This window comes from Vibrio sp. 2134-1 (assembly GCF_033339495.1).
The window spans coordinates 244,390-257,009 of the sequence record NZ_JAWOUS010000005.1; the positions used below are offsets into that span (position 1 = coordinate 244,390).

Sequence of the window (12,620 nt, forward strand, 5' to 3'; positions counted from 1 at the left end):
GCTGATTGAGACGTAATCGACGTTAATCTCTATCAGCACAAACGAAAAAGGGTTGGCATTGCCAACCCTTTGTTATTTTCTAGCTTGAGCTACTTGGCCCCAACAAGATTACTTCTTCTTAGCGGTTTTCTTTTTCGCTACTTTTTTCTTGTCGTCTTTTTTCTTTTTCTTCTTAAACACTGGCTTTTTGTGTTTAGGACGCATCTCTTTCACGAAACGCTCTTTGATGTCTTCCTTCACGTAGCGCGCAACGCGATCCATCATTTGTTGGTCGTGTGCTTCTACGATTGAAATAGCGTTACCTTTCTTACCTGCGCGAGCAGTACGGCCGATACGATGAAGGTAAACATCAGCCGTGCGTGGCATGTCGTAGTTGATAACGTGTGATACATCCGGAAGATCGATACCACGCGCAGCAACGTCCGTCGCGAGCAGCACATTCACAGTTCCATCGCGGAAGCGAGAAATCGCATTGTTACGACGATCTTGCGGCATTTCACCTTGAATCCAAGAACATGGAATCTGTGCACTTTCAAGCTGCGCTCGTAGCTCAGCCAAACGCTCACGAGTCTTTAAAAAGACGATAGTGCGCTCAGCTTGCTGAGTAATAATGTGTTTTAGTAATTCCAGTTTGTGTTCAGCATCATCAGCTCGGTGGTACCACTGAGCAATTTTCTTACGCTCACGCAGCGGCGATTTTGCATCGATCTCTGCTGGGTCATTCAACAGATCAGCGGTAAAGCCTTCTACGCCTTTCCCTTCTAACGTTGCTGAGAACAGAAGGGTTTGCTTACGCCAGCGACATTCGTTAGATAGGCGATCGACAGTAGGAGCAAAACCCATATCTAGCATACGGTCTGCTTCATCAAGGATTAACCATTCGATTGCACGACAATCAAAACGTTCTGCATCAATGTATTCTTTTAAACGGCCAGGTGTCGCAACCACAATGTCTTGCGTTGTTGCAAGGATGTCGGCGTGCTCTTGGTACTGAACACCACCAGTGATGGTGAAAATGTTGAGTTTGGTATTTTTTGCCAAAGCACGTGCTTGATCGGCAATTTGCATCGCCAGTTCGCGAGTAGGCGTTAGGATCAAAATACGCGCAGGCCCAGGCTTACGACGAGGGAAGTCTTGCAAGTATTGCAATGCTGGCAGGACGAAGGCGGCCGTTTTACCAGTTCCTGTTGGCGCTGACGCTAGAATGTCACGACCGTCCAACGCTTGTGGAATCGCTTCTGCCTGAATTTTTGTTGGGCGTTCATAACCCATCTCTTCAATGGCTTCAAGTAGGTTTTGGTCTAGATCAAGTTCAGCAAAGGTTCTGATCACAATGAGTTCTCCACAAGCAAAGCTTGGTTAATGGTTCGCCACAACAGCATAGAATACAAAAAGGTCGCACATTATAAAGTGATTGGTGATAAGGATCACATGTTATTTCACATCTTAAGATAAAACTCGCGAGTTAACTGGATGAAATCATCACTATAGCGGTCATTTGAACGGATAATTAAATGTGACGTTTGCGAATCGCAAGGTCGTTTTGACAGTTCAAATAACAATCGGTTTACTGGTTTCTTTTCTGATGGTTGCACACGACAGATCCTCGATAGATACCAACCTTGGTTTAATGCTAGCTCAATGAACTGCTCGCCTTCGGTGATTGGCAACACAAAACTAGCTCTCCCTTCGTCATCAAGCAAATGATAGCAACGCTGTAGCAATGCGTTATGGCCTAGCGTATCAGTGTGCCTCGCGGTTGCACGTTGACTGTGTTTCGATTGCTCGCCGCTGTTGAAGTAGGGCGGGTTACAAATGATGCGTTGGAATGGATGTGTCGGCGTAAAGTGCAGTATGTCGGTGTGATGCACACTTACACGATCTGACCAAGGAGACTGGGCCATATTTTTTTGCGCGGCAGCAACGGCTGTTAATTCGATATCGACCGCGGTTATTTGAGCTTCCGTAAAGCGTTGAGCACACATCAGGGCAAGCAGGCCAGTGCCAGTGCCAATATCGAGAATTTTAGCGTCGTTAGGGCTTTGAATCCAAGCACCAAGCATTACCCCATCTGTGCTGACTGGCATACCACTCTCGCCACCCTCAATACAAAATTGCTTAAAATTGAAGCCTTTAGTTTTCAGTTTTTTGTTCTTCATGATTGTTTTATATTTGCTCAATAATTAAGTGGATTGCTCTATTGTTTATTAATTGTATAGATTGTTGTTTTGTTGGTTATTAAATTGTATTGTTAATTGATCGAGATAAAGAACTGGTCTGTTATTTGGATCTGGTTATATCCACTGCTTTTAAGTTTGAAAACTAAATTAATATGGTGTTTTTTTCTTAAAGGTTGCCAAATGATGAGTCTTTCGTCATTATGCGGCGAAAATTTTATAGATTGAACCACGTGTACTTATTGACTTTAGGTATACAAAAAGTGGTCTAAGCATACACAACATTCATTAATTAAAAGACAAGGGTTATCTGTGAAGCAGACGTTAAAACTAACAGATATTATCGCAGTAGGCTTTATGCTATTTGCGTTCTTTTTAGGTGCGGGCAATATTATCTTTCCACCTCTAGCGGGTCAGTTAGCGGGTGAAAACTTAATGCCAGCTATGTTTGGTTTCTTGCTAACAGCGGTAGGTCTACCTCTTATTACTATCGTTGCTATTGCTGTTGCTGGTGGTTCTTGGGATCACTTGACGCAAGATCTTCCGAAAAAAGCGGCAGTTCTTATGGCTGCACTGATTTTCATCATCATTGGTCCTGCGTTTGCAGCGCCTCGTACTGGCCTAGTGGCTTACGAGATGGCGGTGAAACCTTTCTTCCTTGAGGCGTCACAAACGCATCTGACAGCGTTCTCAGTGATCTTTTTTATCGCAGCGATGATGTTCTCATGGTTCCAAGGCCGCTTGATCGATCTTATCGGTAAAGTACTGACACCAGCATTGTTCGTTGGTTTGATCATTCTTGCTGTCGCTGTCTTCCTTGATCCTCAGGGCGATATGATTGGCGCGCACGGTGAATACCTAACGCAGCCTCTGACCAAAGGCTTCTTAGAAGGCTACAACACAATGGATACGTTCGCGTCATTGATGTTTGGTATGCTGATGGTTGATGCACTGCGCGGTAAAGGCATTACTGAGCGCTCTGCAACTACTAAATATCTGATCTATGCAGGTTGTATTGCTGCTGCTGGTCTTGCGTTTGTTTACATCTCACTATTTTACTTAGGTGCGACGAGTGCAACGGTTGCTGCTGGTGCTGATAATGGTGGCCTAGTGCTTAGCCAATACGTTCAAGCGTTGTTTGGTCCATACGGTCAAATCGTTCTGTCTGTCATCGTATTGCTAGCGTGCCTGACAACCGCGATTGGCTTGATTTCTGCGTGTTCAGATTTCTTCAGCTCGAAAACACCACTGTCATACAAGCAATGGGTACTGATTAATGGTTCTGTTTGTGCATTGGTTGCAAACGTTGGTCTTGCGCAGCTGATTTCGCTGTCAGTGCCAGTATTGTTTGCGCTGTACCCTGTGGCGATTGCGTTGGTTGCACTAACATTTGTGCGTAGTAAACTGCCGAATCCACGCTTTGCTTACCGTGCAGTACTGCTTGTATCTCTGCTGTTTGCGTTGGTTGATGCGGCAAAAGTATCGGGTATTGATGTTTCTGCGTTTAACATGTTGCCACTATTCGAAGTCGGCATGGGTTGGGTGCTTCCAACATTTGCGGCTATCGTGTGCATGTTCTTCATCGCGAAACCTCGCCCAGAGCTAGCACAAGAAACCGCGTAATCACTTCGCGTTATCAAGATAATAAAAAGCCCGATGAATTACTTCATCGGGCTTTTTACTTTTTAATGATGACGTGTTTGCGCTATTAAAGCGTGTCGTGGAATTCCACAAGAACTTGTTCACACCATTTTTCGATGCGTTCATCACTCAGTTCGTACTGTGAGTCTTCATCTAACGCAAGTCCAACAAACTTGCTGCCATCTTCGATCAATGCTTTCGATGCTTCAAATTCGTAGCCTTCATTTGGCCAGTAACCGATAAAGGTTGCGCCTGTGGCTTGTAATTCATCGTGAAGTAAGCCCATCGCATCTAAATACCACTCTCCGTAACCTTCTTGGTCACCCAGACCAAACAGCGCTACAACTTTGCCTTTCAGTGGTGTGGTCGCGATGTCTTGCCAAATCGCGTTCCAATCTTCTTGAATTTCACCAAAATCCCAAGTTGAGATGCCAAGGAGTAATAAGTCGTAGTCCGCCATTAGTGATAACGGTGTCTCTTTCACATTGTGAATGTCGACAAGGTCTTCACCAATAAGGGTACGAATTTTCTCTGCTGCCATTTCTGTGTAGCAGGTCGTTGAGCCGTAAAAGAGTCCGATTTTCATTATATTCGTCGTTATTTGTGTTGCTGTTGTGGAAGATTCTAACCATAAATTGAGGAAGATTGCAGCGAATATCCTATGTGGGATGATTTTTTATGGTATTGGATTGGCAGGTGCTTTAATCTAAATACTGTAAATATAAACAGATAAGGAAGCATTCATGACGGCACAACAGCCTGTCAATCAACAAGATTTTTCGCTTGTTGAGCAATTCTTAGATGCGATGTGGATGGAGCGTGGTCTATCAGAGAACACGTTGGCTTCCTACCGAAACGATTTAATGAAGCTGCTCGTGTGGATGGAAAAACATCGATACCGTCTTGATTTTGTCAGTTTGTCTGGCTTGCAAGAATATCAAAGCCACCTTGTAGATTTAGATTACAAACAGACGTCTCGTGCGCGTATGTTGTCGGCGATTCGCCGTTTATTTCAATACCTGCATCGTGAGAAGGTGCGTGCTGATGACCCGAGTGCGCTTTTGGTTAGTCCTAAACTGCCACAACGTTTACCCAAAGATATTAGTGAAGAGCAAGTGGACGCGTTGCTCGAAGCGCCAGACCCGAATGACCCTATAGAATTGCGCGATAAAGCGATGCTAGAGCTACTCTACGCGACAGGGTTGCGTGTGACAGAGCTCGTCAGTTTGACCATGGAAAATGTTAGCTTGCGCCAAGGGGTGGTGCGCGTGACTGGTAAAGGTGGTAAAGAACGCCTGGTTCCTATGGGGGAAAACGCGGTCGATTGGATCGAGACGTTCATTCAACAAGGGCGCCCTGCGTTACTTGGTGATACATCATCTGATATTGTTTTTCCTAGTAAACGCGCAAGACAAATGACTCGTCAGACGTTTTGGCACCGTATTAAGTACTATGCTTTGATAGCAGGGATTGATACTGATCAGCTGTCGCCGCACGTACTGCGTCATGCCTTTGCCACGCATTTATTGAACTATGGCGCAGATCTCAGGGTCGTACAGATGCTTTTAGGACATAGTGACTTATCGACCACGCAAATTTATACTCACGTGGCGACTGAACGATTGAAGCAGATCCACAGTCAACACCACCCAAGAGCATAACAATGGTTAGATTCATCCATGTCTTCTTGGAAAAACGATTTTACATTAAGGTGAATTTCATGAGCGTATTACGCCGACTAACTCTGCTGACTTTACCATTTTTTGTTACCGCTTGTGGTGCAGAAGAAAGTCAGGCTCAAACGGAGACTCCTGCGCAACAAGTGGCGCCAGCTGCACAAAGCGGCTTTGATGAAGCAGCATTAAAAACTAAGTTCTCAAAGCTTGGTTTATCTATCGTTGATATTCAACCATCAGACGTCGCTGGCTTATTGGAAATTCAAACCAATGGCGGGATCCTGTTTGCTTCAAATGATGGTAGCCATTTTATCGCCGGTACGCTTTATGCCATTAATGATGATGGCAGTTACAAAGATGTCATAGCAGAGCGTCAAGCGCCGCTTAACGCCGAGAAAATTGCTCAGTTCTCCGATAGCATGATCGAATACAAAGCCGACGATGAAAAGTATGTTGTGACCGTATTCACTGATATCACCTGTGGTTACTGTGTGCGTCTGCATAGCCAAATGCAAGGCTATAATGATCTAGGTATTACAGTGCGTTACATGGCTTACCCTCGCCAAGGTGCAACTGGCCCTGTGGCAGAGCAAATGGCAACGATTTGGTGTGCTGAAGATCCGGCGTCGGCAATGCACAACGCGAAAGTGAATCGTACATTTGATAACCCTGCGAAAGACTTGAAACAGTGTAAAGAAACCATCCAGGCGCATTACAATCTAGGTCGCCAATTGGGTATTTCTGGTACGCCAGCAATCTTCTTACCGAATGGCGAAATGGTTGGTGGCTACCTACCACCTGCAGAGCTATTGAAACGTTTAAAGCAACTATAATCCTTTAGGAGCAGAGCCGGCAAAGTTGTCGGCTCTTTCAAGCATGATAGAAATTCAACGACGTCCTGAACCAGATCTTTCCCTTCTTCCTGATTCCATTCCTCCGATTCTTAAACGTATCTACATCAACCGTGGGATAACGGATCTTTCACAATTAGAAACGTCGGCCCGTGGGTTGCATTCATATCAAAAACTCGGGGGGATTGAGCAAGCTGTCGATCTTTTGTTTCAGGCGATAAAAGAACAAAAACGCATCATCGTTGTCGGTGATTTTGACGCTGATGGTGCGACAAGCTCAGCATTATCAGTACTCGCGCTGCGTATGCTTGGTAGTCACAATGTGGATTACTTAGTGCCAAATCGTTTTGAAGACGGTTATGGGTTAAGTCCAGAAGTCGTTGACCAAGCCTTAGAGCTTGGCGCTGAGATGATCATGACGGTGGATAACGGCGTCTCATCAATCGAAGGTGTGCGTTACGCAAAAGAAAATGGCATTACCGTGCTCGTTACCGATCACCACTTGCCAGGACAAGTGTTGCCTGATGTGGATGCAATGGTGAACCCAAACCTTGAGAGCTGTAGCTTTCCATCTAAAGCGCTTGCGGGTGTGGGGGTCGCGTTTTATCTCATGATGGCACTATGCGTTCATATGCGAAAACACAATTGGTTTGCAGAACAGGGGATGCAAGAGCCCAAGTTGATGGAACTGATTGACCTTGTTGCACTGGGTACCGTCGCCGATGTCGTTCCATTGGATGAAAACAACCGCATTCTTGTACACCAAGGTTTGCAACGTATTCGTGCGGGCAAAGCGCGTCCCGGCATCCAAGCGTTAATTGAGGTCGCTAAGCGCGATGCGCGTCGTTTAGTTGCGTCCGATTTTGGCTTTGCTTTAGGTCCACGTATTAACGCAGCAGGCCGTCTTGATGACATGTCTTTCGGTGTTGAACTGCTGATGTGTAACAACATCCACGCAGCTCGTCGCATGGCAAGTGAATTGGATGGCTTAAACCAGACTCGTAAAGAGATTGAAGAAGGCATGAAGCAAGAAGCGATGGCTTTCTGTGAGCGCCTTCAGTTTGGTGAAGGCAATGAGCTTCCTTATGGCTTAGCCTTATTCCAACGTGATTGGCACCAAGGTGTGATTGGTATTTTGGCTTCGCGCATTAAAGAGAAGTTTCATCGTCCAGTCATTGCATTTGCTGATGGTGGAGAAGGGACGATTAAAGGCTCGTGTCGTTCTATTCCGGGGCTACACATGCGCGATGCGTTGGATTTCATCGACACGCAAAACCCGGGTTTGATCATCAAGTTTGGTGGACACGCCATGGCAGCAGGCTTAACGATTAAAGAGCAGGATTTTGAGCGTTTCAGTCGTTTGTTTGATGAAGTGGTAAAAAAGGAACTCGATGAAGCGGCGCTAAAAGGCGTGATCATGTCAGATGGCGAACTTAAGCCGGAAGAGTTCTCTATGCATGTTGCTGAACAGCTGCGATCGGGTGGCCCTTTTGGACAAGCCTTCCCTGAACCAATCTTTGATGGTGAGTTTAAAGTACTGCATCAAAAGCTGGTGGGTGAGAAGCATCTTAAATTGATGTTAGAGCCGCTTTATAAAGGTCACCCTACCAATGTGATGATCGACGGTATTGCATTCAATGTTGATCTACGTCGATGGCCAGATGCATCGGTTAAAACAGTACGTCTCGCGTATAAGCTGGATGTGAATGAATTTCGTGGTAATCAATCATTGCAATTGATGATCGACCATATCGAAGCTAAGTAATACCTAGATCAACCTTTCTTATAGAGTACGGTTGCCCCTAAGTGGGCGTAAAATTTTATGACCGTGCTCTCTCTCACCGCAATCTGATTTCTCATCCGAAATTTTCCTGTATCTCGGTCACATTTTTCAGTAGAATTTCTCGGTTAAATTCTATTCTAAAATGTTGAGTAAACATGTTTGAAATCAATCCAATTAAAAACCGTCTGCAGGACGTGTCTCAGCGCACAAATGTCCTGAGGGGGTATCTTTGACTATGACGCGAAGAAAGAGCGTCTAGAAGAAGTCAACGCAGAACTTGAACAACCAGATGTATGGAACGAACCTGAGCGTGCGCAAGCACTGGGTAAAGAGCGTGCATCACTAGAAGCGGTTGTTGAAACCATTGATCAACTAGAGCAAGGTGTGGAAGATGTAGAAGGTCTTCTTGAGCTGGCTGTAGAAGAAGAAGATCAAGAAACATTTGACGAAATTGAACCAGAACTTGCTGAGTTGGAAGAGAAGCTAGAAAAGCTTGAATTCCGTCGTATGTTCTCTGGCGACCACGATAGCTCTGATTGTTACATCGATTTGCAAGCAGGCTCTGGTGGTACAGAAGCACAAGACTGGACTAACATGCTGCTGCGTATGTACCTACGTTGGGCAGAAGCGAAAGGCTTCAAAGCTGAAGTGATTGAAGTCTCTGAAGGTGAAGTCGCGGGTCTTAAGTCGGCAACAGTTCGCATCTCTGGTGAGTATGCGTACGGTTGGTTACGCACTGAAACGGGCGTTCATCGTCTTGTTCGTAAATCTCCGTTCGATTCAGGCGGTCGTCGCCATACGTCATTTGCTTCTGCGTTCATCTATCCAGAGATTGATGAAAACATCGACATCGACATTAATCCTTCCGACCTACGTATTGACGTTTACCGTGCATCAGGCGCAGGTGGTCAGCACGTAAACACCACGGAATCTGCGGTACGTATTACGCACGTACCTACGAACACAGTGGTTCAGTGTCAGAATGACCGTTCTCAACATAAGAACAAAGATCAGGCAATGAAACAGCTTCGAGCGAAGCTATTTGAGCTTGAATTGCAAAAGCAAAATGCGGAAAAACAAGCTAATGAAGACGCTAAGTCTGACATTGGCTGGGGTAGCCAGATCCGTTCTTACGTATTGGATGACTCACGTATTAAGGACCTCCGTACGGGCATTGAAAACCGTAACACTCAAGCGGTTCTTGATGGCGATCTGGACAAATTTATTGAAGCTAGCCTGAAATCAGGTCTATAAAGCTTTTCACCGACAAAAACAGGATACATCGAAAATGACTGATGCTGTTCAAAACGAAACTGTACTAGAAGAAAATAAGCTGATTGCTGAACGCCGCGCTAAACTGGATGCAATCCGAAAGAGCTGCAAAGCGAACGGCCATCCAAACGACTTCCGTCGTGACGCACTAGCGGGCGACCTTCAGAAAGAGTTCGGTGAAAAGACGAAGGAAGAGCTAGAAGAGCTTAACCACGTAGTAGCAATCGCTGGCCGTATCATGGCTAAACGTGGTCCATTCTTGGTAATTCAAGAAACTTCTGGCCGTATCCAAGCTTACGCTGACAAAGCGGTTCAAAAAGTACTTAAAGAAAAATACCAAGGTCTAGATATCGGTGACATCATCGGTGTTAAAGGTGCACTTCATAAGTCTGGTAAGGGTGACCTATACGTGAACATGGAAGAGTACGAGTTGCTAACCAAAGCACTACGTCCACTTCCAGAAAAGTTCCACGGTCTAACTGACCAAGAGATGCGTTACCGCCAACGTTACGTTGACCTGATCGTTAACGAAGACTCTCGTCAAGCGTTTGTAGTACGCTCTAAAGTAATGTCTGCAATCCGCAACTTCATGATCTCTAAGCAGTTCATGGAAGTTGAAACGCCAATGATGCACGTTATCCCTGGCGGTGCGAGTGCGCGTCCATTCATCACGCACCACAACGCACTAGACATGCCAATGTACCTACGTATCGCGCCAGAGCTATACCTGAAGCGTCTAGTTGTTGGTGGTTTTGATCGCGTATTCGAAATCAACCGTAACTTCCGTAACGAAGGCCTTTCTCCACGCCACAACCCAGAATTCACAATGATGGAATTCTACATGGCGTACGCAGACTACAAAGATCTGATGGACCTAACTGAAGAACTACTAAGCTCAGTGGCGCAAGAAGTTCTAGGTTCAACGTCAATGCCTTACGGTGATGAAACGGTTGAGTTTGGTGGTACTTACACTCGTATGAGCATGTTCGAAGCAATCAAGCACTACAACCCAGACCACGCGCAAATCCAAGCGCTAACAGAAGAAGACCTACAAAACCGTGATCTAATGGTTTCTATCGCGAAATCTGTTCACGTTGAAGTAGAACCTTTCTGGACATGCGGTCAGCTTCTTGAAGAGATCTTTGGTGAAACAGCAGAGCCTAAGCTAATGCAGCCTACGTTCATCACTGGTTACCCAGCAGATATTTCTCCGTTGGCTCGTCGTAGCGATGATAACCCGTTCTTTACAGACCGCTTTGAGTTCTTTATCGGTGGCCGTGAAGTAGCGAACGGTTTCTCAGAGCTTAACGATGCTGAAGACCAAGATGCACGCTTTAAAGCACAGGTTGAAGCGAAAGAGTCTGGTGACGACGAAGCAATGTTCTACGATGCAGACTACATCACTGCTCTAGAGCACGGCCTACCGCCAACAGCAGGCCAAGGTATCGGTATCGACCGTTTGGTTATGCTACTGACTAACACGCACACTATCCGTGACGTGATCTTATTCCCTGCAATGCGCCCGCAAGCGTAATTCGATAGGATGAGTAAAAAAACCACCTTCGGGTGGTTTTTTTTGCCTTTTAGTTAAGGTAATTCAAGTTGTTGCACTTGCCTTTTAATGGGATATGCAAATAAACATTCGCCAAATCTCAATCTATTGCATAGTCTTAATACTGAGACAGACGTGAGGGGGCGGAGTCTCGATAATGTTACCCGCTCGCAAAGATAAGTTTGTGGCACAAAATTTCTATTAACAATGAAAAAGGGTTAGAGAATGGCTGGGCAGTTTAAGATGGATTCCATCCCGGGATCGCTTGTGGTAGTTGGCGGTACTTATGAGCCTTGGTTATCGGTACTGGAGCAAGTGGGCTGGAAGTGTCACCAAGTAGGTGACTTACGCAAAGCTAATACGCTGTTAGAAGATATTGGTCCATGTATCGGTATTGTTGATCTCAGCCATGACGAGTTCAGCTTGAATGGTTTGGCGAACTTAGTCAGCTCTCACAAACACGTACGTTGGTTAGCGTTTATTCGTGAATCTCAGCTTGGCACTGACACCATATGCCAGTTCATTGTTAACTTTTGTATCGATTTTTTCACAGCGCCGATCCCAGATGCACAGTTATTAAGCACAATAGGTCACCAGCTTGGCATGCTTAAGTTGGAGAAAAAAGTTTGGCCTAGTTTTGGTAGCAGTTTAGATATGGGTTTGATCGGTGAATCTATCCCGATGAAACGTTTACGCGATCAAGTGAAGCGCATTGGTCCAACGGACGTCAGCATTCTGATTTCTGGGGAAAGTGGGACTGGTAAAGAGGCGGTTGCTAGGGCCATCCATAAAGTCTCTTCACGCTCTCATAAACCGTTTATGGCAATTAACTGTCGCGCACTCAATGAACAACGTTTCCAAGCTGAAGTATTTGGTATTAACGCCGATGAAGATATGGAAGCATGCCTGCTTGAACAAGCAGATGGTGGCACCGTGTTGTTTAATGACATTCTTACCATTTCAAAAGAGCAGCAAATGAATCTGCTGAGATTCTTGCAAGAAGGCACCATTGATACCAAAGATGGCGTAAAAGCGGTTAACGTGCGTATTCTTGCTGCTAACTCGTCGGATGTTGAAAAAGCTTTGATTGACGGTGACTTCAATGAAGAGCTTTACCATTACATCAACGTTCTGCGCATCAATGTCCCTAGCTTGAAAGAACGTGCGAGTGACATCGCATTGCTGGCTCGTTTCTACTTACAAGAGTTCTCAAAAGAGTACAACTCGCAAGCAAAAAGCTTTTCTGAGGATGCATTCAAGGCACTGACACGTTATTTCTGGCCTGGAAATGTGCGTGAGCTGATGAACCAAGTGAAGCGAGCGGTATTAATGTCCGACAGCGTAATGATTGAAGAGCATCACTTAGATTTACCTCAACGTAATGACTCAAAGCGCAGCTTGAAAGCAATCCGAGAGAAGAGTGAACGTGATGCGTTGCTGGTTGTTTTGGAATCTCATTCTGGTCAAGTTTCAAATGCGGCGAAAGAGCTCGGAGTTTCGCGTGCAACCATGTATCGACTACTTAATAAACATAACTTGATTTCCGAACAAGCCATGTAGTTGGCCTTTCCCTGTGTCAAATGGGCGAATATGACCCGTCCTGATATGGGTTGACACTTTTTAACTAAAACGCTCGATGTACTTCATCGGGCGTTTTGTATTTTAAAG

At 45.4% G+C, this 12,620-nt stretch carries 10 protein-coding genes; 7 read left to right on the forward strand and 3 right to left on the reverse strand.

Annotation, left to right across the window (positions count from 1 at the left end; translation table 11 throughout):
* Positions 1–108 precede the first annotated feature (108 nt).
* A complete protein-coding gene (srmB, locus tag R7R78_RS08980; protein WP_225473431.1) occupies positions 109–1,332 on the reverse strand; it encodes an ATP-dependent RNA helicase SrmB in 1,224 nt (407 codons plus the stop codon).
* Between the two features lie 107 nt (positions 1,333–1,439).
* On the reverse strand, positions 1,440–2,159 hold the full coding sequence (locus R7R78_RS08985) for a tRNA1(Val) (adenine(37)-N6)-methyltransferase (protein WP_225473433.1): 720 nt from the start codon (positions 2,157–2,159) through the stop codon (positions 1,440–1,442).
* Positions 2,160–2,489: 330 nt separating this feature from the next.
* Between R7R78_RS08985 and brnQ the strand changes: the two genes are divergently transcribed.
* The gene (gene brnQ / locus R7R78_RS08990) at positions 2,490–3,800 is read left to right on the forward strand and encodes a branched-chain amino acid transport system II carrier protein (RefSeq protein ID WP_005381792.1); all 1,311 of its coding nucleotides are present in this window, start codon (positions 2,490–2,492) and stop codon (positions 3,798–3,800) included.
* An 85-nt stretch (positions 3,801–3,885) separates the two neighbouring features.
* Here brnQ and fldB read toward each other — a convergent pair whose 3' ends face one another.
* Positions 3,886–4,404 carry a flavodoxin FldB gene (gene fldB / locus R7R78_RS08995; protein WP_005381790.1) on the reverse strand — a complete coding sequence of 173 codons (519 nt, stop codon included), beginning with the start codon at positions 4,402–4,404 and terminating at the stop codon, positions 3,886–3,888.
* 157 nt (positions 4,405–4,561) lie between these two features.
* Here fldB and xerD point away from each other — a divergent pair, with 157 nt between their 5' ends.
* The 6 genes from xerD (at position 4,562) to vpsR (ending at position 12,512) form a co-directional block, all read left to right on the forward strand.
* Complete coding sequence (gene xerD / locus R7R78_RS09000) at positions 4,562–5,479, forward strand: site-specific tyrosine recombinase XerD (RefSeq protein WP_225473435.1); 918 nt, start codon at positions 4,562–4,564, stop codon at positions 5,477–5,479.
* 59 nt (positions 5,480–5,538) lie between these two features.
* Positions 5,539–6,327, forward strand: coding sequence for a bifunctional protein-disulfide isomerase/oxidoreductase DsbC (gene dsbC / locus R7R78_RS09005; RefSeq protein ID WP_005381786.1), 789 nt, complete (start codon positions 5,539–5,541; stop codon positions 6,325–6,327).
* 43 nt (positions 6,328–6,370) lie between these two features.
* Positions 6,371–8,110, forward strand: a complete 1,740-nt coding sequence (recJ, locus tag R7R78_RS09010) for a single-stranded-DNA-specific exonuclease RecJ (RefSeq protein WP_017821504.1) — start codon at positions 6,371–6,373, stop codon at positions 8,108–8,110.
* Positions 8,111–8,283: 173 nt separating this feature from the next.
* Positions 8,284–9,382 (forward strand): peptide chain release factor 2 gene (prfB, locus tag R7R78_RS09015; protein WP_100068604.1). Its coding sequence is split into 2 segments (ribosomal slippage): positions 8,284–8,358 and positions 8,360–9,382, totalling 1,098 coding nucleotides; the frame shifts between segments, so codons are not numbered across the junction.
* A gap of 34 nt (positions 9,383–9,416) precedes the next feature.
* Positions 9,417–10,934, forward strand: coding sequence for a lysine--tRNA ligase (lysS, locus tag R7R78_RS09020; protein WP_005382861.1), 1,518 nt, complete (start codon positions 9,417–9,419; stop codon positions 10,932–10,934).
* Positions 10,935–11,177: 243 nt separating this feature from the next.
* Positions 11,178–12,512: a cyclic-di-GMP-binding transcriptional regulator VpsR gene (gene vpsR / locus R7R78_RS09025; protein ID WP_225473436.1), complete on the forward strand. Its 1,335-nt coding sequence runs from the start codon at positions 11,178–11,180 to the stop codon at positions 12,510–12,512.
* The last annotated feature ends 108 nt before the right edge of the window (positions 12,513–12,620 follow it).

Coding starts and splice junctions, on each gene's coding strand:
- R7R78_RS08985 (WP_225473433.1), bottom strand. CDS start 2,159: ATGAAGAACAAAAAACTGAAAACTAAAGGCTTCAATTTTAAGCAATTT.
- fldB (WP_005381790.1), bottom strand. CDS start 4,404: ATGAAAATCGGACTCTTTTACGGCTCAACGACCTGCTACACAGAAATG.
- xerD (WP_225473435.1), top strand. CDS start 4,562: ATGACGGCACAACAGCCTGTCAATCAACAAGATTTTTCGCTTGTTGAG.
- dsbC (WP_005381786.1), top strand. CDS start 5,539: ATGAGCGTATTACGCCGACTAACTCTGCTGACTTTACCATTTTTTGTT.
- recJ (WP_017821504.1), top strand. CDS start 6,371: ATGATAGAAATTCAACGACGTCCTGAACCAGATCTTTCCCTTCTTCCT.
- lysS (WP_005382861.1), top strand. CDS start 9,417: ATGACTGATGCTGTTCAAAACGAAACTGTACTAGAAGAAAATAAGCTG.
- vpsR (WP_225473436.1), top strand. CDS start 11,178: ATGGCTGGGCAGTTTAAGATGGATTCCATCCCGGGATCGCTTGTGGTA.